This window comes from Bartonella sp. B1098 (assembly GCF_944896145.1).
Lineage (GTDB): Bacteria > Pseudomonadota > Alphaproteobacteria > Rhizobiales > Rhizobiaceae > Bartonella.
In genome coordinates this window covers 304,124-326,257 of sequence record NZ_CALYLP010000003.1, presented here as the reverse complement: position 1 = coordinate 326,257, position 22,134 = coordinate 304,124, and the positions used below count along the sequence as shown (strand labels likewise).

Here is a 22,134-nt window from a genome sequence, read left to right as displayed (position 1 = left end):
TTTCATTTATTTAAGATGTATCGTAACCCATCCTTGACAGTGGTATGTTTCAAGATGTTTGAGTCCCTGTTTTACATAAGATTCCAATACAAGATCATGTTGTTCTTCAAGAATTCCAGAGAGTACAAGTGATCCACCTTTTTGAAGGACTTGAACCATTTCTGGTGCAAGTTCAATAAGCGGATTGGCAAGGATATTGGCAATGATGAGATCAAAGGGTGCACGTGATGCAATTTCATCATGGGCAAAACCTATTGCTGTAATTGCCCTAATATATTTTTCTACGCCATTGAGTGCGATGTTGTGTTGTGCAACTTTAATAGCAATGGGATCAATATCAGATGCAAGTATAGCAATAGGTTTGAGCTTTGCTATGCCAATGGCTAAGACACCACTGCCAGTTCCAAGATCAAGGGCATTTTGTGGATTCTCGTGTTTCATGACTTTGGCAATCATTTCTAAACAACCGGCTGTTGTTCCATGATGTCCAGTGCCAAAAGCTTGATTTGCGTCAATTTCAATGGGAAAAACACCTTGTGGGATATCGTTACGGTTATGGCTTCCATGAAGGAAAAAAGGGCCAGCATGTATAGGTTGTAGTCCTTCTAGGCTTTTTTGCACCCAATCAATATTGGGTAAGACTTCCCTATTAATTTTATCAGAATCTATAGAAAGGGTCTGTGCAAAACGTTTCGAGACATGTTCTTGATTATCTTGGTCTACATAGAGTGAAAGCTCATAGATGGCATTTTTTTCATCTACCTCTGTAAGAGCCAAAGGATATCCTTCTTCATCAAAAGCTGCTTCTATAAGCGTATAAAATCGTTCTGCTTCACTTTTAAAAGCAGTATAATACAGACGAATTTGCTGTGACATCTTGTTCTTTCTTTATAATTAGCTTTTTATTTAGTTTGAGACAAGTTTTTTGAGTCGTTCAATGGCGATTTCGTCTTTTAACTCATTATTGTCTTCTTTGGGGTCATAAGGTATAATACCAGCGAGTTTGCCCCCTTTTTTAAGCAAAAAAATTGCTGCTGTATGATCATAAGTATAATTTCCATCTGTTCCCGGTACTTTTTCAGCAAAAATATTAAATGAATTAACCATTTTATGAACTTTCTCAGGCTCTCCGCTAATGCCAATAATTTTATTGGTAAAATTACTGAGATATTCATGAAGAGCTTCCGGTGTATCTCGTTCAGGATCAACAGTAACAAACCATATTCCTAATTTATCAGCCTTTGGTCCAAGAGCTGTTAACCATCGATCAAGATTCATCAATGTTGTAGGACAAATTTCAGGGCACATCGTAAAACCGAAGAAAATAATTGAAGGTTTACTGCGAACATCAGCTTGCGTAACAGTTTGTCCATTTGAATCGGTGAGAGTAAAGTCATCACCTAAAGGCTTATTGATCAATGTATCATAAATAAAAATTCCCGTAAGAAATATAACTGTTAGTCCTAAGATGCGGATTACATTTTTCATCGCTTGTCTTTCTTAAAAGTGTCAAAAAAATCTAGCACTGGTTGGTTTGTTTTGCAATCTTTGTTTCATGGTTGATTTTGCTCATCTGATGGTTATGTCTCTTGTGTTAATTATCGGACAAAAATTGGTGAAAGCTAAATGAATATTGAGAACGATCTTCGATTCCATGAAAGTAAACCGCGCATTCATACAACAGCACGGTTGCATGGTTGTAAATTAGGGCGCTATGTGGAAATTAATGAGCGAGTAATTTTGCGGGATGTGACCGTTGGGGATTTTTCTTATTTAGAACGTAACAGTGAGGCTATTTATAGCGATATTGGTCGTTTTTGTTCGATTGCATCTCATGTACGGATAAATGCGTTGGAACATCCCATGGAGCGCGTTTCAACGCATAAAATAACCTATCGGCCAAATGAATATTTTCGTTATAGGACACTCGATTGTTCTTTTCGCGAAAAGCGTTGTGCAAAACGTGTTATCATTGGGCACGATGTATGGATTGGGCATGGAGCGGTTATTATGCCTGGGGTAACAGTTGGACATGGTGCAATTATTGGAGCTAATGCTGTTATAACAAAAGATATTATGCCTTATACGATTGTTGCTGGGGTTCCAGCTCAACAGTTGCGGATGCGTTTTCCCGATCATGTGATAGAAGATCTTTTAGTTATGGCTTGGTGGGATTGGCCACTTGATAAAATTTACAATGCATTGCCTGATATGCAAAACCTCCCCATTGAAGCTTTTGTTCGCAAATGGAAACGATATTCAGAATAAAATAAAGAGGTCTTTTGAAAAAATGGGTTGTGGTTTTCTTTCATTAAGCTTTGTCTACAAAATTATCCAAAACACGCTTTTCTCCAGCTTTTTCAAACATTATTGTCAATTTATGATCATCTATCGCTGTAATACGACCATAACCAAATTTTATGTGAAAAATTCGATCATTGATAGAAAAATCTGATGGTGCGTGAGAGACTGATTGAGCGATAACGCTCCCTTCAATATTTTTGTTTTTTTGTACACGCTTTTGTCTTGGTGTTACATAGTCATTATAAAAGCAATTGTGATGTTGAAAGGAGGATTTTCCATAACTACCATAAGATGTTTCCATGGCTATGGCTTCTATATGTTCTGCTGGTAGTTCATCTAGAAAACGGGAGGGAAGAGCAGATTGCCAAAGCCCGTGAACTCTTCGGTTGGATACAAACCATATATGCAGATATTTTTTTGCTCTTGTAAGCCCCACATAAGCAAGACGTCGTTCTTCTTCTAGTCCTGAACGTCCACCTTCATCTAATGAGCGCTGATGGGGAAAGAGGCCTTCTTCCCAACCTGGAAGAAAAACGGTTTCAAATTCAAGCCCTTTGGCTGAATGAAGTGTCATGATGTTGACGGCATCCATGTTCTCATTATTTTCCGTTTCCATCACCAGTGCAACATGTTCTAAAAAGCTTTGAAGATTTTCAAATTGTTCCATGGAACGGATCATTTCTTTAAGGTTTTCTAGTCGTGTGGGAGCCTCTGGTGAGCGATCTTCTAACCACATGGTTGTGTAACCGGAATCATCAAGAATGATCTCGGCAAGCTCTCTGTGGGGGGTGTCTTGCAGCATATTTTGCCAGCGGCGGAAGTTTTCAATAAGGTTTCGTAAAGCACTGCGTGCCTTAGGCTTTAGCTCGTCTGTTTCAATGATGTCAGCGGCCGCAGAAAAGAGAGAAACAGTACGTGCTCGCGCACTCTCATAAAGAATGCGTAAGCTTGTGTCGCCTATGCTGCGTTTAGGGGTATTGATAATACGCTCAAAAGCTAAATCATCAGAGGGTTGGACAACAACGCGTAAATAAGCCATGGCATCACGTATTTCCATTCGTTCATAAAAACGGGGACCACCAATGACGCGATAGTTAAGACCAAGCGTTACAAAGCGATCTTCAAATTCACGCATTTGAAATGATGCGCGTACCAAGATAGCCATATGATTTAAGGCATGACCGCTTAGTTTAGCGCGTTCGATTTCTTCTCCAATGGCTCGCGCTTCTTCTGCCGAATCCCATGCTGAATGAACTTTTACTTTTTCTTCCTCGCTCTTTATGTGAGCAGAAAAAAGAACTTTGCCCAGTCTTTCTTCATTATGTGCAATCAGATGAGAAGCAGCTTTTAGAATATGAGATGTTGAGCGATAATTGCGTTCTAGACGAATAATTTTGGCAGAAGGAAAATCTTTTTCAAATCGTAATATGTTCTCGACTTTTGCACCACGCCATCCATAAATGGATTGGTCATCATCACCAACACAACAAAGATTAACATGATGACCTTGAGGATGTTGCGCCAAAAGGCGAAGCCAAAGATATTGTGCTGTATTTGTATCTTGATATTCATCGACAAGAATATAGCGAAATTGAGAATGATATTCGCGAAGAATATCTGGATTATGTTGGAAGATAGAGATAGAATGAAGCAAAAGATCGCCAAAATCACAAGCATTAAGATCTTTTAATCGATTTTGATAACTGTGATAAAGGTCGCGTCCCATGCCATTGCCAAAGGAATGCGAATCACTTTTTGAGATATGTTCTGGTGAAAGCCCTTGATTTTTCCAAGAATCAATCATCATGGCAAGGTTTCGTGCGGGCCAGCGCTTGTCGTCTAATCCTTCAGCTTGAATAAGCTGTTTTAAAAGTCGGAGAACATCATCGCTATCGAGAATTGTAAAATTTCTTTTTAAATCAACAAGCTCTGCGTGGCGGCGTAAAATTTTAGCTCCAGTGGAATGAAAAGTTCCAAGCCAAGGCATTCCTTCTACCACTTCACCAATGAGTTCACCAATACGTATTTTCATTTCACGGGCTGCTTTGTTGGTAAAAGTGACAGCAAGTATTTGTTGAGGAGAGGCAAGTCCAGAGCGTAGAATATGAGAAATACGGGTTGTTAAAACACGTGTTTTTCCAGTACCAGCACCTGCAAGGACTAAAAGAGGACCCTCCGTATTTATAACAGCTTGTTGCTGTTCTGGGTTGAGCTGTTCTAAATAGTCTATGTTATATGATTGTTTGTTTTTTAGAACACGGGAAGAAATCCCAGAGTTTTTCTCATCATGGGTTGGGGCGCCATCTTCTTCAAAGAAAGGTATGTGATCGGAAAAATTATTCATTATACCTTTTTTGTAATCTTTTTTTCATTAAAGTGCTAGGTTTAAAAAACTTTTTTAAAGCCACAACAGTCTTAATTGAATGAGAGATGTTAAAACAAAGGCAAGTATTTAAAGACGTTGAGTAAGAATACTTTGAAGAGCGTAAACGCGTAACGAGGCCGAAAGATTGACTTGTTGTGGTCTTTGGCTATCAATATCAGTGATAATGAAGGCTAAAGATTGTCCTTTTTTGCGGGCTATATCTTTGAGAATTTCTAAAAATGGCGGTTCTAAAGAGACGCTTGTTGCATGTCCATCAACGCGAACAGATATCTTTTGCGGAATGACTTTTGACCAATCAATAGAAACACTTTCGTTCATTTTTTTTCCTCTTTATTCCTCGTTTCGTAAACGATTTTGATCAAGAAATTTTTGCATTTTGAAAGATTTTTGTTGCTCGAAAAGTTTTTCAGTTTTTGTCCGTCCAAAACGATAACGATTTTCCGCAGCATGAAGAGCTTTTTCTGCACGCTTTTTTTGTTTTCGAAATTGGCGAAGATTTATCGGTTCAGTCATGAGAAAATTTATTTTTTCCGAAAAGAATCTAAAGAGACAACATCAGCACTTTGTTTTGTATCGTTATTTGAAGGTTCTTTATTGGTACTGAGATTTTGTTCTTTTATGAGCGTATTTTCTTTTTTTTGTTTGTTTGATGGAGTGAGGGGCGTAGATGGGATATTTTCTGAATCTTCACTTTCTACAGAGGGAAGTTTTGAGGGCAGATCAAATGCTGCTTCAAAGGCTGCTACAGGATCGTAAAAGACTTGAATAGAAGTAAAAGGAATCACGAGTTTTTCGGTAATTTCTCTGAAAGAGAGGGTTACTTCGAAGGCTGTTTCTGAAACACTGAGATCTCTAAACTGATGTTGCAAAACGATCGTCATTTGTTCAGGATAGCGATTTTTTAGCCGAGGAGAAATTTTAACGCCTGGGGCATTTGTAAAAAAAGTTATAAAAAAATGATGATTTCCTGGAAGTCCTGCTTTAGAAACTTCTGATAAAACTTTACGGATAACTCCACGAAGCGCATCCTGAACGAGAATATCGTAACGGATTTGATCTTTAACCATCGAAGTTTATTCCTTTTATTTCACGTAGCAGAATGGGCCGTATTGATCTTGTGTAAGAGAATGTATCTAAAAACCAGCAGTATTTTGTCTACGAGGTACCTCATTGAATCAAAAAAATAAGAAAAATAATGTCTGATAATGCCTGAAAGATCAATCAATAACATTTAAAAAGTGAAGGCTTCTGTTGCCAGGTGCCTTCCAACCCCGCTTAAACCTGCGACGGTTTAAGAGTCAGTTTGAAACATTCACACCACCTTAAGCGGCGAGACGTGCTTCCGCATAGTTGTCATTTGCAACTACTCATTTAGCCCGATAACGGTGGTACAATGCCGAGTAAAAGAGCGATCTTTACACCCTTGTCGATCCTATTTCGCCCCCACCAAAATATAATTTTGGTGGTTTATATTTTGGTGGAGGCGCCGGGTACCGCCCCCGGGTCCAATAGGTTTATTTCATCGTCCATTTATTACCATAGCTGGAAAGCCAGCTCTTTAAATATAGATGAAGAACAGTCTTAGGAAAAGGGGGGTTGTTAATATTTTTAATCCTCTAATTATTTATGGAGCTATATGATGCGGCTATAAAAGTATAGTTGCTCATTTTTGAAGAGGAGACGATGCAAAATGACAAATAATCTAGCAGATATTAAAGTATATGATCCAAATCCCGATATAGCAGCAGTCGAACGACTTAGCCATCGTTTAGCTTTGGTGATGAAAAAGCAGGATGCAGCGCTTGTTGCAACATCCGATCCAAAAGAGTTAGAACGTGTTCAAAAATGGGTCCAAGATATTTTAGAAGCTGATGAGAAGAGTGCTAAAATGGCTGTTTCAAAAGTTGCTCAGATGATGGCTGGAGAGCGTAGAAAAAGACGTATAATTTTTTATTATTTAGTCGCTAAGCAACTCAATGCACTTGATAAAATTTAAATAATATTAAATTTCTGATAATGATAAAAAAGCCCAATTTCTTGGGCTTTTTCGTTTATAGAAGGCGTTAACGTTTTTCATCCTCTTGGAGATATCCTCCTTTATGCACACTTGGGACAAAGAGAAGTGCAATGAAAGCCATGATTATCATGATAGTTATGTAAAAATAAAAGAGTGCTTCATATCCAGCTTTTTTTAAATTCAAACGCGACATATTCAGCAAAACCGCCAAATAAGGCATTGCCAATAGCATGAGAGATGCTAACGTCTAATGCACGTATGGAAGAGGGAAACATGGCTGATTTTACGACACCAGAGATGGATGTATACATGCTCATAATAAAGAGCAAACCAATAATGACGGATGAGGCAACCCATATATTATGGGTGTTACCGATTATCCAGAGTCCAGGAAATGTAAAGAGCACAGAAAGTATACTCCAAATGATGAGTAAAGTTTGGGTCCCAATTTTATCGGCTATGATTCTCGCTATGGGTTGGAGCAGCATAAAAACAAATAATGCGGCAGTCATTATTGTTGTCGCAGTATGTTTATCAAATCCGGTCGTTGTTATCAGATATTTTTGCATATAAGTCGTACAGGTATAAAATGTCAGCGATCCTCCCGCTGTAAAACCGATAACTAAAAGAAATGCTTTTCCGTGATTGCGTAGAAGTTCTTTAAGACTACCTGTATGTTTTTTAGAACGACTTTCTTTAGTGGTTGTTTCATGAAGAGAACGACGCAGATAAATTGCAACAATTGCGCCACATCCACCAATCGCAAAAGGAATACGCCATCCCCATGTTTTTAACTGATCTTCAGAGAGATAAGATGCTAAAATAAATATAATGAAACTGGCAAGAAGCTGACCTGTAGTAAGGGTGCTGATTGAAAAGAAGCAAAAAGCCCACCATGCTTTTTAAGAGCAACTTCGCTCATATAAGTGGTTGCTGTACCATATTGACTACCAACGGAAAGTCCTTGAAACATACGGATTAAAAGGAGAAGAAAGGCTGTTGTTATTCCCAAGGTTTTATAGATGGGAAGTATAGCAATGAGAAAAGAACCACCACACATCATAAAAACAGAAATAAGCATTGAGCGTTTACGTCCATAGCGGTCAGCAATGAAGTCAAAGAGACATGCTCCAATACAACGCATAAGAAAGCCAATAAAAAAGATTCCTGCAATTTTTAACAGTTGTGTAACAATATCTTCATTTTCAGGAAAAAATTGTGATGCAAAATAAACCGATGCAAAGGAGGAAGCATAAAAATCGTACCATTCTACCAGATTTCCTGAGGCACTGGATATGATAGCAAAAATACGTTTTCTTGTATCATGTGGATCTAAAGTTGTTTAGTGATTCATGATGTTTCCCTCTTTTACATTGATAATTTTTTACTCGTCAAAGTTGTTGATGATCTGTATCGTAAAAACTTAATTGTATTATGATAATTTCTTAGGAAAACACTTTAAGATCATTTGTTGTATTTTTATTTTTTTAAGAGCTTTTCTTTGCAGCTTAAAAATAATAAACAATATTTATATTAATATAAATAAAGCAAGTAAATTTAAATTAAATTATATTATGAGTTATAATTTAATTTATACTGTTTGTAATTATTACGTTTATTTCATAATTATATTCTTTTATAGAGGCTAATGGAGAGGTTAAAAACTTACAATGGTAAAAGAATGATATTGCAACTTAAATTTTAGTGGTCTCACTGTAAGATTTTTTCTAGAGTGATTAATGCTGTTTTGGGCTTATAGGTTTGATGTTGTGTCGTGAAATGAACTTGAGTATATTTGAGAGACGTATCTTTAAAAAGTGCGAAAGTCCATAACATAATGGGTATTTTCTATTTTTCATGGGGGCTTTGTTTTGCATGTAGGCGACCATAAAAGAATGTATTAAACAAAAGCATGAGACAATGTGTCATTTATTATTGATAAAACCTCTTGGAGGGTAATTGTTTGGCTTCGATTTTGATGAAGAATAGAAGTATTAAAATAAATCAAATGTTTTTTGTCTTCAGTAAACGAAATTCAGCCCCAAAAGCATCTCTTCATAACAGTGTGGAACCATTTATTTTTATAAGCGTCCCACGCGGGAGGAAAGAAAATCTCTTCTTTAGCGTGTTTAGAGGGATAAAAATAAAAAAGTGTAAGTTTTAAATTCCCGTAGAGAAGATATAAAAAAAGCCCAGTATTCTGGGCTTTTTTGTTAGGATCAAAAAGTTAATCGATATCATCTCCTTGTAAATACCCTTTTTTACGAGCATCTGGCATTAAGAGAATTGCGATGAAGGCAATGATCATCATGCCGGCTATGTAAAAGTGGAATATAGATTCATAGCCGATTTTTTTAAATTCAAGCGCCACAGCTTCAGCAGAACCACCAAATAGCGCATTAGCAATAGCATAAGAGAGACCAACCCCCATTGCTCGGATTGAAGCAGGAAACATTTCTGCTTTTACGATACCAGAGACGGACGTATAAAAGCTCATAATACAAAGCATGCCAATAATAATAGAGAGAGCAACCCACATATCATTAGTGTTTCCAATAATTTTAAGTGCAGGAATTGTAAAGATGATAGATAAGGAACTCCAAATAAGCAGTGAAGCTTTTGTGCCAATTTTATCTGCGAGAGAACCAAAGAGCGGTTGGAGTAGCATAAAAACAAATAGTGCGGCAGTCATTATTGTTGTCGCAGTATGCTTATCAAATCCGGTTGTTGTTATCAGATATTTTTGCATATAAGTCGTACAGGTATAAAATGTCAGCGATCCTCCTGCTGTAAAACCGATAACTAAAAGGAACGCTTTTGTGTGATTGCGTAGAAGTTCTTTAAGACTGCCAGCTTGTTTTTTAGAGCGGCTTTCTTTAGTGGTTGTTTCGTGAAGTGAACGACGCAGATAAATCGCAACAATTGCGCCACATCCACCAATCGCAAAAGGAATACGCCAGCCCCATGCTTTTAATTGATCTTCAGAGAGATAGAGGGCTAGAATAAACATAACCAAACTTGCAAGGAGTTGACCTCCAATGAGCGTGGCATATTGAAACGAGCTAAAGAAACCACGACGTTTTTTAAGAGCAACTTCACTCATATAAGTCGCTGTTGTTCCGTATTCACCGCCGACTGAGAGCCCTTGAAGCATGCGGAGTAAAATAAGAAGAATTGGTGCTACTGCTCCAATCGTTTCATATGTAGGAAGAAGAGCGATGAGAAACGAACCACCACACATCATAAAAACAGAAATCAGCAAAGAGCGTTTACGTCCATAACGATCCGCAATAAATCCAAAGAGCCAACCGCCAATTGGACGCATGAGGAAGCCTATAAAAAAGACGAAGGAAGATTTTAAAAGTTCGGTAACAACATCTCCATTGGAGGGAAAAAACTGTGAGGCAAAATAAATAGATGTAAAAGAATAAACATAAAAATCATACCATTCTACCAGATTCCCTGATGCACTCGATATGATCGAAAGAACACGTTTTTTTGTATCATGTGGTGCTAAAGATTCTTGTTTTTCCATAGTCAATCCCTTCATTTTACGTTCATCCATCTTTGTCATTATCCCTCTATGTTATTTTCTTAGAAGCTGTCTATAGTATTTTATCTTTTGCATCAAAATTTTACTCAGATCATGATAATTTCTTGTGTAAGATGTTTGCGGAAAAAGATTTGAATTATATTTATCCGGATTTATAGTTTTTATTTTCTATAATGAAAAGAATCGGACATAATAGCTCTATGAAATCATATCTTGCTCTTTTATCGCATGTTTTAAATCAGGGTATTGATCGCACAGATCGGACGGGAGTGGGGACGCGATCTATTTTTGGCTATCAGATGCGCTTTGATTTACAAGCAGGATTTCCATTGTTAACAACAAAGAAATTACACTTACGTTCAATTATTTATGAGCTTTTATGGTTTCTTAAAGGCGATACAAATATTGCATGGTTAAAGAAGCATGGTGTATCTATTTGGGACGAATGGGCTGATGAAAAGGGTGATCTTGGTCCTGTTTATGGGTATCAGTGGCGCTCTTGGCCTGCTCCTGATGGACGCCATATTGATCAAATCAGTGATCTGCTGACGATGATTAAGGAGACACCTCATTCTCGTCGCCTGATTGTATCAGCTTGGAACCCTGCATTAATAGAGGAGATGGCTTTGCCTCCGTGCCATTGTTTTTTTCAATTTTATATTGCTGAGGGTAAATTATCCTGTCAGCTTTACCAACGTTCGGCGGATATTTTCTTAGGGGTTCCATTTAATATTGCATCCTATGCATTGTTAACGATGATGATTGCACAAGTCAGTGGCCTTAAAGTTGGTGATTTTATTCATACGCTGGGGGACGCGCATCTTTATTCTAATCATTTTGAACAGGCAAAATATCAATTGTCTCGTATACCAAATGCTTTGCCCTATATGCGTATAAATCCAACGGTAACAAATCTTTTTTCTTTTAAATTTGAGGATTTTGAATTGCTTAATTATGATGCACACCCCCATATTAAAGCGCCGGTAGCAATATGAGGATTTCCATTTGTTTAATTGCTGCTGTTGCAGAAAATGGTGTTATCGGTCGTGAAGGTGCAATGCCGTGGCATTTATCGACAGATTTGCAACGCTTTAAGGCGTTGACGTTGGGTAAGCCTATTATAATGGGGCGAAAAACTTGGGACTCTATCGGGAGACCTTTACCAGGGCGCACAAATATCGTCATTACGCGCGATTGTACCTTTAGCACTGAAGGGGCTGTTGTTGCGCATTCTTTATCACAAGCTTGTTCTCTTGCAACAAGTGTTGTTTCTCAAAAGAATGTAGAGGAAATTTTTATTATTGGTGGGGCTGAAATTTTTCAACAAGGGGTGGGGATTGCTGATAAAATATTCCTTACAGAAGTTTTAGCTTCTATAGATGGTGATTGTTTTTTTCCTATTTTTGATAAAGAAAAATGGACTATTGTGCAAACACAAGATATTCCAAAAGGGGATAAAGATAGTCATCCGACACGTTTTGTTATTTATGAGCGGAAATAATTTTTTGTCATATGAAGTGGAAAGGGTTTATCCGTTGTGTAATTGAGATAAGAGGAACCCTATAGGCTTTAAGTGAAGGGTTGGTATTTGAATGAATGGTAGTTAGTTAAAGAGGTGATAATGCCCTGGACAAATCAAAATGGTGGTGGCCCGTGGAGTGGCGATAAAAATAAAAACAGCGGTGATAAAAAAACATCAGCTAAGAACCTTTTTGGTTCTGGTGGTAATAATGGTGGCGGAAATGGCCCCAATCTTGATGATATTTTGCGTAAAGGACAGGATCAGTTTAAACAATTTAGTCGAGGGGGCGTTTTTGTCTTGTTCCTTCTGCTTGCTGTGTTTTTTTTCCTCTATCAGTCACTTTATATTGTTCAACAAAATGAGCAAGCCGTAGAATTACGTTTCGGCGTGCCTAAGGAAGAAATTATCGGTGATGGGTTGCATTTTCATTTTTGGCCCATTGAGACTTATATGAAAGTCCCTTTAACGGAAAAAACAATTGCAATTGGTGGACAGCCTGGACAGAGACAACAAAGTGAAGGCTTGATGCTGTCGAGTGATCAAAATATTGTGAATGTCAATTTTTCTGTTTACTATCGCATTTCACATCCAGGGCAATTTTTATTTAATGTGAATAATCAAGAAGGAACTGTTCGTCAGGTCGCTGAAAGTGCAATGCGAGAGGTCATTGGCTCAAGACCTGTTGATGATGTTTTACGTGATAAAAAAGAAGAAGTTGCTAACGATGTGAGAAAGATTACCCAGTTGACTGTCGATAAATATCAACTCGGGGTTGAAATAAGCCGTGTATCGATTAGTGAAGCTGCTCCTCCTACCAAAGTTGCTGCGGCGTTTAATTCTGTGCAGCAGGCTGAGCAAGAACGTGGACGAATGATTGAAGAAGGAAATCGTGTGCGTTTTACAAAAATTGGTTTAGCAAATGGTGAAGCTTCACGGACACGGGAGATCGCAAAAGGTGAAAAAGCACAAATGGTTGAAGAGGCGACAGGGCGTGCTGAACGTTTTCAGGCCATAGCTCGTGAGGCTGCAATTTCACCAGAGGCTGCGCGTTATCGTCTTTATATGGAGACGATGGGGCGTATTTTTTCTTCACCTAATAAATTGGTTCTCGATCAAATTAATTCTCCTGCGGTGCCTTATCTTCCTTTGAATGAATTGCTGCATCATAATTTATCAGAAAAAGCAAAGATAAAATCAGCACGTTCTACATCGCTCTTGGGTACTCAGATTTCTGGAGGACGTTAATCATGCAGCAGTCTCGTTTTTTGTTTGTTTTTAGTACCATAATAATTTTTTTGGTCATGTTGTGGATGTCATTTTTTATTGTCTATCCTCGTCAACAAGTTGCTATTAAGCGCTTTGGACAGATTGTTAAGGTAGAATCTAATCCTGGAATTTATGTAAAAATACCTTTTGTAGATAAGATGATTGTGGTGGATAATCGGTTGTTGCGTTACGATGTTCCTACACAATCTGTGCAAGTTCGTGGGGGGGCTTATTATGAAGTGGATGCGTTTTTTATTTATCGTATTACGGATCCTAAATTATTTTTACAGCGTATTGCTTCAGGGCGTCCGCAAATTGCAGCACGTGAAAATCTTGCACCACGCTTTATTGACGCTTTGCGGGCTGTTTATGGTAAGCGAGAATTTAAAGCAGCCTTATCGGATGAACGAGGTGCGATGATGGCTGAGGTTCAAAGGCAATTTTCTATAGATGCAGGTTCGCTGGGTATTAAGATTGTTGATGTACGTATTCGAAAAACCGATTTAACCGATGCTGTTTCAGAAGATGTTTATCGGCAAATGGCTGCGGAGCGGGAAGCGGTTGCGGAAAATATTCGCGCTCGTGGTCAACAAGAACGAGATCGTATCGTTGCAGAGGCAAATCGTGAATATGAAGAAATTGTGGCGGCTGCAAAGCGTGATGCTGAAATTACCCGCGGTGAAGGACAGGCTGAAAGTATTCGCATTTTACTCAAAGCGCGAGAAGCTAATCCATCTTTTTACGATTTTTGGTTAGCCATGGAGCAGTATAAGAATTTAGAGAGAATACCGATGGTGATTTCACCAAATGAGGATTTCTTTTTTTATTTTCGAAATTCTCCGCAAGCAAAGAAAAAACTTTCATCAACAATGAGTCCTAATTTGAATAAAACTGATTCAAAGTCCAGTGGGGAATAGATGAAACAATGTATGGAGGGTACTCGTATGAGCAGTATCCTCTATAGCTCTTTGTTTTTATGATGAATGTAAGAGAATGTTAAGCCGTACTGATTTTGCATAATAAATATTGAGTAAGGCTCTTTACAGCTTTGGTTTAAAGGCATGTCATGGGTAGAAGTATCGTGAGTAGAAATATATTTTTGAAGTCTTTTATCACAAGAGTTGTTTTTTGTGTGATTTTGCTTTTATTAGAATCCATGCGTTTGTCTTGGAGCGCGGAGACAAATAAGACATTGCCTTCTGTTCCTGATTTAGCTTCTGAGCTTTTGGAGACGGTTGTGAATATTTCTACGGCACAGACTGTTGAAGGAACAGAACAGGATGAAAATACTTCGATACCCGTTATTCCCAAAGATTCATTGCTGGAAGAATATTTTAATGATTTTTTAACACCCAAAGAAGGGGAAAAAAATAGTCAATTTCAAAAGGTGCGTTCTTTGGGGTCTGGTTTTGTAATTGATGCGCAAAAAGGGCTTATTGTTACAAATTATCATGTTATCGTTGATGCTGATGATATTGAAGTGAATTTTACGGATGGTACAAAACTCAAGGCAAAGCTCCTTGGTAAGGATAGCAAAACGGATTTAGCGTTGCTTCAAGTGGATGCGGGACGTAAAAAATTAAAAGCTGTGCGTTTTGGTGACTCAGAAAAAGCGCGTATTGGTGACTGGGTTATGGCTATTGGTAATCCTTATGGTTTTGGTGGGAGTGTAACGGTTGGTATTATTTCTGCTCGTAACCGTGATCTTAATGCTGGTCCTTATGATAATTTTATTCAAACAGATGCAGCGATTAATCGAGGCAATTCTGGTGGTCCGTTATTTGATAGAAATGGTGAAGTCATTGGCATTAATACAGCCATTGTTTCCCCTTCTGGAGGATCAATCGGTATTGGGTTTGCTATTCCGTCGGATATGGCTCTTTCTGTGATTAACCAGTTGCGTGATTTTGGAGAAATAAGGCGTGGGTGGTTGGCTATTCGTATTCAGCCGGTGACAGAGGATATTGCAAAAAGTTTAAAACTAGACAATGCTGTGGGAGCGTTGGTGGCTGGTAAAATAGAACAGACGGAAAAAAATAATGTCGATAATAGCCAGTTGCAAACAGGAGATGTTATTCTTTCCTTTGGGAATTCCAAAATTAAGTATGCACGTGATTTACCCCGTTTAGTCGCGGAGAGTTCAGAAGGAAGAGTTGTGGATGTCACTATTTTTCGGAATGGGCAAGAAAAAACCGTAAAAGTTAAGCTTGGACGTTTGATTGAGACCGATGACAATGAAGATACAGAAGAAGAAGTCGATGATAAAAAAGGTAATGATCTGCCAAAAAGTGTGACAATGCAATTGATGGGCATGATGTTATCTGAATTGACAGAGGATTTGCGTCATCATTATTCAATTTCAGATAAACTTCGAGGACTCGTTGTGACATCTGTTGCACAAAATAGTGCTGCGGATAAAAAGCGTATTCGCGTTGGTGAAGTGATTGTTGATATCAATCAGAGTGCTATAACAACAATTGATGAGGCTAAAAAACGTCTTCATAAATTACGTGAAGCTGGGCGCAAAAACGCTCTATTCATCATAGCGCGTCCAGATGGAGAGTTACGGTTCGTAACGATCCCAATGGATTGATGCCTTATAGGATTGATGTTTGAAGAATTCGTTTTTTTGTTTTTATTAGCCTTAATATATGGGTATTTAAGTAGCTCAACCTGATATCTATCTAGTATTTTTTTTAAAGTCTATTTCACGATGGAGAGTGTGGATTGTATGACATAAAGTCCATTGGACGGCTCCATTTTTGCGCTAAATAAAAGTACAAGTTAGCAGTCATATTTTCCATCTTTCTTAAAGAGATTTTTATAATTTCTGTCGCGCAGGTGAATGGTATTGATATCGTCTCTGGTGAGAGAGGGAGCAAAATAAATCAATCTTATGGAGCTTGCAGGTAAATAGATAAATGGCGTTAGACTCAATAAGCTATCGATATATTGACATCTTTCTTTGTGATGAATGAAAAAAAATAATGATACCAAAGAAAGTGTGAAGAAGAAAGTTGCTGGGGCTTTTATTCTTAAGCTAAAGCAATATGCTGTTGTTATAGGAAAAATAAATCTGTTTGATTGTATAAGTTTAGCTTAATATTATTGTCATAAATGAAGACAAAGGGCCTAATGGACGGAATGATTATGGCTAGAGTTTATTATTGAAGTATGATCGCAAAAGGTTCTTGAAAATTCCTTTGATGTTGTTATTAAGTCCATTTTTTCTGTTTTATAATTTTCATAAGGATTTTCTTTATCTTAAAGGTGAAGTCTTGTTCGTATTATTATAAAGTTTTTACTTTATAATAATGGAGAAAAAATACAGGGGCTTTGCAGGTGGTTATGCATGTTGCAATAAGTTTCTGATTGGTAGGAATTGCTCTTCATGACACAGGGAACAATTACATTGATAGCAGGGCCCACGGCAAGTGGGAAATCAGAACTTGCTTTGCAAATGGCTCAAGAAAGAAATGCTCTCATTATTAACACTGATTCAATGCAGGTTTATGACGTTTTAAATATTTTAACGGCACGGCCGAGGGCAGCTGATACCGCGATTGTTCCCCATTATCTTTATGGTCATGTGAGTCCTCGTTTGAATTATTCAGTAGGACAATGGTTGTGTGATGTTGAGAAGCTGTTAGTTACTTTTACATCGAGATCCATTATTTTTGTTGGTGGAACAGGACTTTATTTTCGTGCTCTTTTGGAGGGGATTTCGCAAATCCCTCATGTTCCAGATGTTGTGCGGCAGAAATGGCGCTTGCTGCTTGATAAAGAGGGCGTTGCAAGTCTTTATCGCCAATTGTTACAGATTGATGCTGTTGTTGCTGAAAAGATTTCTTCGCAAGATGGACAGCGTATTGTTCGTGCTTTAGAAGTTTATGATGCAACCGGTGAGAAGCTCAGTTGGTGGCAGAAGCAAAAAACAACGCCTCTCATTGTGTCCCATTGTGCTGAAAAAATTCTTCTCATGCCACCCCGCCTTTTGCTTTATGAACGCATTCATAAACGCTTGGACTCTATGATTGAAAGAGGGGCTTTAGAAGAGGTGGTGGCCATAAAGAAACTGATGCTTTCCCCTTCGTTACCAGCGATGAAAGCGATTGGTATACCTGAATTTATGGCTTATTTGGATGGAGATAGAAGCTTTGAAAATGCTCTGGAAGCGGTGAAAACACAAACGAGGAGATACGCAAAAAGACAAATGACATGGTTTCGTCATCAATTTGATGAAGAATGGATACTTACTTCTTGATGAAAAAAACTGGAGCTTTAAGAAGAAATTTTTGAGAAAATATTAATTTTTTATTGACGAATGGATTCAATGGAATTAAAAATTTCTTTATAAGGAATTTTTTTTATATATTTTATGCGTTGGAATAAAGGGGGAGATCATACAATATGTGTTGTGTAGTGGGCTCCTTGAGAGTCTTTTTTTATGGGCTCCGTTAGGGGCTTTTTTATTGTCCTATCAAGTAGGTGAGTGGGAAAAATGAGAAATGATCCAAGACAGCAAGAGAGTGCAGATGGAAAAGTAATGTCGGGGGCTGAAATAGTGGTTCAGGCTCTTATAGATCAAGGGGTTACACATATTTTTGGTTACCCCGGTGGGGCAGTTCTTCCTATTTTTGACGTTCTTTATCACCAAGATACACTCCAGCATATTTTGGTACGCCATGAACAAGCAGCGGGGCATGCTGCTGAAGGCTATGCACGCAGTACTGGAAAGGTTGGTGTTATGCTTGTAACTTCTGGTCCAGGAGCAACGAATGCTGTGACACCTTTGCAAGATGCTCTCATGGATTCTATCCCTCTTGTTTGTTTTTCTGGTCAGGTAGCGACAACGCTAATTGGAACCAATGCTTTTCAAGAGGCTGATACAGTTGGAATTACAAAGCCTTGTACGAAGCGTAATTGGTTGATTAAAGATGTCAATGATCTTGCGAATATTATTCATGAAGCTTTTTCTCTTGCGCGTTCGGGACGCCCAGGACCGGTTTTGATTGATATTCCCAAGGATATTCAATTTGCTTCAGGATTTTATAGGGCGCCTCAAGTTCAAGAGTCTTTGCATTCTTCTCTATCGTTGAAAGGGAATAATTGTGAGACGATCAAATTGGCTGTTTCTCTTTTAGTTGAGGCAAAACGCCCTGTTATTTATTCTGGTGGTGGTGTTATTTCATCGGGAGGGGAGGCTATCCAGCTCTTACGTAATTTGGTTCAATGGGGAGATTTTCCAATTACTTCAACCTTAATGGGACTTGGTGCTTATCCTGCTTCTGGAAAAAATTGGCTCGGAATGCTGGGAATGCATGGAACCTATGAGGCTAATATGGCCATGCATGATTGTGATGTCATGTTGGCTGTTGGAGCTCGGTTTGATGATCGTATCACAGGGCGCCTTGATGCGTTTGCACCTCATGCACGTATTATTCATATTGATATTGATCTTTCTGCAATTAATAAAATCGTCAAAGCAGAAGTTCCACTTATTGGCGATGTGGGGCATGTTTTGGCAGATATAATGCAACATTTGCATAGAGATCAATCAAAGTTTGATCAAGAAAGTCGAAAAATATGGTGGACGCAAATTAATCGCTGGAGAGCTCGTAATTCATTGGCATATATGGAAAAAAAAGATGTTATCATGCCCCAATATGCTCTTGAACGGCTTTATGCACTAACCAAAGATGCTCGTGCTTATATTACAACGGATGTTGGACAGCATCAGATGTGGGCAGCGCAATATTATCACTTTGATGAACCAAAACATTGGATGACTTCTGGTGGTCTTGGAACGATGGGGTATGGTCTTCCTGCGGCGATTGGTGTGCAAATAGCCCATCCTGATGCGCTTGTTATGTGTATTTCTGGTGATGCTTCCATTCAGATGAATATTCAAGAGCTTGCAACAGCTATTCAGCATGACACACCCGTGAAAATTTTTATTTTAAATAATCAATATATGGGAATGGTTCGCCAGTGGCAGCAATTGCTGCATGGTAATCGTCTTTCTCACTCTTATACGGAATCGATGCCTGACTTTGTGAAATTGGCACAAGCTTATGGAGCGGTGGGAATTTATTGTTCAAAACCCGATGAACTTGATGATAAAATTCAGCAAATGATTGACAGTGATAAGCCTGTTCTTTTTGATTGTCGTGTTTATCATTTAGAAAATTGTTTTCCCATGATCCCATCGGGATGTGCCCATGATGAGATGTTATTACCTGATGAAGCAAGCGAGGAAACTATTGCAAATGCTGTTTCTTCTGCAGGGAAAATTCTTGTCTAAAATGAATATGTTAGCAAAATGGTGAAGGACAGTGATGATGAAGTCTTTGGAGTCTTCATCTCTGTCCCTTCTTTGTAGAGGATTCCTATTATCCCTAAAGTTCATTTTATGATTTTCATTCTTTGTTTAAAGACATGGGGCTTTGTTTAAAGATATGGGGTGTATTATTTATTTGTACGCGATGTTTGTTTTTTTTAAATTCATATGTTCACATTAATAGCTATTTCGTTGCATTTTTTGGATAATACATTTTTTTAGCTCAACCGAATATTCAATACCATCGTATGGATCATAAATAACATGGTTTAAAGCTTCCCAAAGTTTGTTTCTTTAGCCATTGCTCAACTCAAAAGTATTTTCTTTATCATTATAATTTCCTCTCCAATTATATTTGCCTACTTTTTTATTAAGAAAAGTGAAAAAACAATCATTAAAATTAAAATCAGCCATGTTAGTAAATAAGTGTCTGCAAAATCTTGGATTAATCCAAATAATGGTGGAGCAGTAATAATTGCGATTTGATTTACAGACATTGCTAAACCCAGAGAAAAGCCAATGCTTTCTTTCGGCGAAGAGTCTATAATATAAGCAACCCAAGGGCCATACCATCCCATGCCAAAAAAACCTAACCAAGCAGATAAAAGAGTTAAATAAATTATGGATCCACGAATGCCCAAAATTAATATTAATAATCCAAAAACGACTGCAATCATGCAAAACAAGACAGGAAAAAATCGTCCTTTTCTACAATGATCACTCCACGCTGCTAAGATAATTCTTCCTAAGGCACCAGAAGCTTGTGAAACAAAAAACAAATAAGCACTTTTATCTAAAGACAGGTGATAAATTCTATGAAAATAAATCGTTATAAATATGGTTAAAACATATTGAACTATCGTAAGTGAAACGCCTGAAAAAATAATATTCTTCATATGCGGCGCAGCTAACATTGCAAGACGAGACCTTACATTTGCATAGAACGAAACTCTTGCCTTGCTTTCAGGAACGATAGCAATATCTTTTGCTGGTGAGTGATAAAAAATAATAAATATACATCCACCTAAAAAAGAAACGATGGCACCGACCAAAAACGTGCCTTGTATACCATAGATAAGTGCACTCGCAGGAAGAATTATCCCAGCCAAAGCTCCACCTAATGGTAGCCCCGCCTGTCTTATTCCCATTGCAAATCCGCGCTGGGATTGTGGAAACCATGAAGAAACAGATTTAGCACCACCGGGTTGAACAGAACTATAAAATCCCCCGACAATGAGCAAACAAACCAAAAGGGAAATATAGTTATCTGCGATTGCTCCCAACAAAAGAGTGACAGAAACGCCGACCGCGCCACCACCAACAATATAGCGCTCGTTAAACTTGTCTAGTAATTCGCCAGCTACAAGTAATCCAATAATAGGTAGGAGCTGCGCTGCTGAAGACAGCAAACCTATCTGAGAGTCACTCAGCAAGAAACCCTTCTTAAAAAATTCAGCTAAAGGACCAATCCCTTGAACAAAGAAGCAGGCTGATGTTTGAGCGATAGTGGCAACAAGTAATATAATCCATCTATAATAATTTTTTTCTATAAATTTATTATTGCCCACTATGCCCTCCCTCCAATTAAAGAGTAATCCAATAAAATTGCCTTTTTTAATAATGATTGCAACAATAAATTGGTATTTTATGCTAATTACATAAAAATCTGTCAATACGATTGGTATTCATATGAAAGCTAAGAAATACGCTTAATTTAAGAAAATAACCTATGATGTGTTGTGCAAATTTGATATGCTAGCGATACGATATAAGATAAATTTTACAAACATTAGCTCTGCCGACATTAAGCGCTCTTCATAAAAGATGCTATATTTTGACAAGCTTTTTCAATATAATTCTCAAAACTTTCTTTAGTCATATAGCCCAGATGCGGTGTGCAAAGAACTCTGTCTGATTGCAATAATTTGCTCTCATATACTGGCTCGCTGTCATAAACATCCAGTGCAAAGTAAGTTGAATTTTCCAAAGTTAGTATTTTTTTTCTATTGCTCCTTTTTCAACCAAAGCTGAACGCACTGTGTTGACAAAAATAGCATGAGGTTTCATACTCAATAGATCATCTAATTGAATGATTTCTCTGGTTTTATCGCTTAAACACAAATGTAGAGATATAATGTCAGGACGTGTAAAAAATTCATCTTTTGAATGCGTAAAATGATAACCTAAATTTTTCGCTTCTTGCGTTGAACGCTCGCTCCCATAAACCAAAATGGACATGCCAAAAGCTTGAGCATATTGAGCAACCATTTTGCCAATACGCCTAAACCCGAATATTCCAAGAGTAGCCCCTTTCATTTGGTTGCTAAATGTTGTTTGCCATCGTCCTTTTTTTCATATCAGACACAGATTGGCAGAGTTTTCTACGCGCAGACATAATTAAGAGCTAGGCCAAATTCAGCAGCAGAAGTTGGATCTCCACCACCAATATTTCAATTCCTAAGTCTCTACAAGCTTCTATATCAATATGTGAACCTATAGGACCTGTTTGGCAGATTAATTTTAAATTTGGCAGTTTCAGAAGAAGATTTCTATCAACAATAGTCCGCTCTCTGATTAAGATAAGAATATCTATTTCTCTGAGCTTATCTTTTAAATCACATTCTTTAGCTAAATTATTTATAACCAGCACTTCATGCGATTTCATTAATTTTGTAATATGTAATGTTAGGGGGGCTTTTTGATAGTTATCTGGAATTAATATTTTCAATTTAAATCTCCCCCACAT

General features: G+C 37.9%; 19 protein-coding genes, 1 other RNA gene and 1 pseudogene. 9 read left to right on the top strand and 12 right to left on the bottom strand.

Annotated features, from left to right (window positions below):
- Positions 1–6: 6 nt before the first annotated feature.
- Positions 7–876, bottom strand: a complete 870-nt coding sequence (locus NNJ85_RS05830) for a 50S ribosomal protein L11 methyltransferase (RefSeq protein ID WP_254474342.1) — start codon at positions 874–876, stop codon at positions 7–9.
- A gap of 30 nt (positions 877–906) precedes the next feature.
- Positions 907–1,488 carry an SCO family protein gene (locus NNJ85_RS05825; RefSeq protein WP_254474341.1) on the bottom strand — a complete coding sequence of 194 codons (582 nt, stop codon included), beginning with the start codon at positions 1,486–1,488 and terminating at the stop codon, positions 907–909.
- A gap of 138 nt (positions 1,489–1,626) precedes the next feature.
- Here NNJ85_RS05825 and NNJ85_RS05820 point away from each other — a divergent pair, with 138 nt between their 5' ends.
- Positions 1,627–2,268: a DapH/DapD/GlmU-related protein gene (locus NNJ85_RS05820; protein ID WP_254474340.1), complete on the top strand. Its 642-nt coding sequence runs from the start codon at positions 1,627–1,629 to the stop codon at positions 2,266–2,268.
- 43 nt (positions 2,269–2,311) lie between these two features.
- Here the strand turns inward: NNJ85_RS05820 and NNJ85_RS05815 are convergent, their stop codons facing one another.
- The 5 genes from NNJ85_RS05815 to ssrA all read right to left on the bottom strand — a co-directional run bounded on the left by NNJ85_RS05815 (position 2,312) and on the right by ssrA (position 6,284).
- The gene (locus NNJ85_RS05815; RefSeq protein ID WP_254474339.1) at positions 2,312–4,648 is read right to left on the bottom strand and encodes an ATP-dependent helicase; all 2,337 of its coding nucleotides are present in this window, start codon (positions 4,646–4,648) and stop codon (positions 2,312–2,314) included.
- A 108-nt stretch (positions 4,649–4,756) separates the two neighbouring features.
- A complete protein-coding gene (locus NNJ85_RS05810; protein ID WP_254474338.1) occupies positions 4,757–5,008 on the bottom strand; it encodes a ribbon-helix-helix domain-containing protein in 252 nt (83 codons plus the stop codon).
- Between the two features lie 12 nt (positions 5,009–5,020).
- Positions 5,021–5,203, bottom strand: a complete 183-nt coding sequence (locus NNJ85_RS05805; protein ID WP_254474337.1) for a DUF4169 family protein — start codon at positions 5,201–5,203, stop codon at positions 5,021–5,023.
- A gap of 8 nt (positions 5,204–5,211) precedes the next feature.
- Positions 5,212–5,757 carry an SspB family protein gene (locus NNJ85_RS05800; RefSeq protein ID WP_254474336.1) on the bottom strand — a complete coding sequence of 182 codons (546 nt, stop codon included), beginning with the start codon at positions 5,755–5,757 and terminating at the stop codon, positions 5,212–5,214.
- Positions 5,758–5,927: 170 nt separating this feature from the next.
- Positions 5,928–6,284, bottom strand: a transfer-messenger RNA (tmRNA) gene (gene ssrA / locus NNJ85_RS05795).
- A 96-nt stretch (positions 6,285–6,380) separates the two neighbouring features.
- On the opposite strand from ssrA, the gene NNJ85_RS05790 reads away from it, so the two are divergent.
- Positions 6,381–6,686, top strand: a complete 306-nt coding sequence (locus NNJ85_RS05790) for a DUF2853 family protein (RefSeq protein ID WP_254474335.1) — start codon at positions 6,381–6,383, stop codon at positions 6,684–6,686.
- A gap of 67 nt (positions 6,687–6,753) precedes the next feature.
- Here NNJ85_RS05790 and NNJ85_RS05785 read toward each other — a convergent pair.
- Positions 6,754–8,016, bottom strand: a pseudogene (locus NNJ85_RS05785) (MFS transporter).
- Between the two features lie 918 nt (positions 8,017–8,934).
- Positions 8,935–10,242 (bottom strand): MFS family transporter, encoded by a 1,308-nt coding sequence (locus NNJ85_RS05780; protein ID WP_254474887.1) that lies wholly within the window; start codon positions 10,240–10,242, stop codon positions 8,935–8,937.
- Between the two features lie 218 nt (positions 10,243–10,460).
- Between NNJ85_RS05780 and NNJ85_RS05775 the strand changes: the two genes are divergently transcribed.
- The 7 genes from NNJ85_RS05775 (at position 10,461) to NNJ85_RS05745 (ending at position 19,352) form a co-directional block, all read left to right on the top strand.
- Positions 10,461–11,255, top strand: coding sequence for a thymidylate synthase (locus tag NNJ85_RS05775; protein ID WP_254474334.1), 795 nt, complete (start codon positions 10,461–10,463; stop codon positions 11,253–11,255).
- Positions 11,252–11,761 carry a dihydrofolate reductase gene (locus NNJ85_RS05770; protein WP_254474333.1) on the top strand — a complete coding sequence of 170 codons (510 nt, stop codon included), beginning with the start codon at positions 11,252–11,254 and terminating at the stop codon, positions 11,759–11,761. The genes NNJ85_RS05775 and NNJ85_RS05770 overlap by 4 nt, the downstream gene beginning before the upstream one ends.
- A 120-nt stretch (positions 11,762–11,881) precedes the next feature.
- A complete protein-coding gene (hflK, locus tag NNJ85_RS05765; RefSeq protein WP_254474332.1) occupies positions 11,882–13,027 on the top strand; it encodes an FtsH protease activity modulator HflK in 1,146 nt (381 codons plus the stop codon).
- Between the two features lie 2 nt (positions 13,028–13,029).
- Positions 13,030–13,965 (top strand): protease modulator HflC, encoded by a 936-nt coding sequence (gene hflC / locus NNJ85_RS05760; protein ID WP_254474331.1) that lies wholly within the window; start codon positions 13,030–13,032, stop codon positions 13,963–13,965.
- Between the two features lie 149 nt (positions 13,966–14,114).
- Positions 14,115–15,641, top strand: a complete 1,527-nt coding sequence (locus tag NNJ85_RS05755) for a Do family serine endopeptidase (protein ID WP_254474330.1) — start codon at positions 14,115–14,117, stop codon at positions 15,639–15,641.
- Between the two features lie 798 nt (positions 15,642–16,439).
- Positions 16,440–17,312 carry a tRNA (adenosine(37)-N6)-dimethylallyltransferase MiaA gene (gene miaA, locus NNJ85_RS05750; RefSeq protein WP_254474329.1) on the top strand — a complete coding sequence of 291 codons (873 nt, stop codon included), beginning with the start codon at positions 16,440–16,442 and terminating at the stop codon, positions 17,310–17,312.
- Between the two features lie 237 nt (positions 17,313–17,549).
- On the top strand, positions 17,550–19,352 hold the full coding sequence (locus tag NNJ85_RS05745; RefSeq protein WP_254474328.1) for an acetolactate synthase 3 large subunit: 1,803 nt from the start codon (positions 17,550–17,552) through the stop codon (positions 19,350–19,352).
- Positions 19,353–19,747: 395 nt separating this feature from the next.
- Here the strand turns inward: NNJ85_RS05745 and NNJ85_RS05740 are convergent, their stop codons facing one another.
- The 3 genes from NNJ85_RS05740 to NNJ85_RS05725 all read right to left on the bottom strand — a co-directional run bounded on the left by NNJ85_RS05740 (position 19,748) and on the right by NNJ85_RS05725 (position 22,116).
- Complete coding sequence (locus NNJ85_RS05740; protein WP_254474327.1) at positions 19,748–20,956, bottom strand: MFS transporter; 1,209 nt, start codon at positions 20,954–20,956, stop codon at positions 19,748–19,750.
- A gap of 421 nt (positions 20,957–21,377) precedes the next feature.
- Positions 21,378–21,704 carry an NAD(P)-dependent oxidoreductase gene (locus tag NNJ85_RS05730; RefSeq protein ID WP_254474324.1) on the bottom strand — a complete coding sequence of 109 codons (327 nt, stop codon included), beginning with the start codon at positions 21,702–21,704 and terminating at the stop codon, positions 21,378–21,380.
- Between the two features lie 88 nt (positions 21,705–21,792).
- Positions 21,793–22,116 carry a hypothetical protein gene (locus NNJ85_RS05725; RefSeq protein ID WP_254474323.1) on the bottom strand — a complete coding sequence of 108 codons (324 nt, stop codon included), beginning with the start codon at positions 22,114–22,116 and terminating at the stop codon, positions 21,793–21,795.
- Positions 22,117–22,134: the final 18 nt, after the last annotated feature.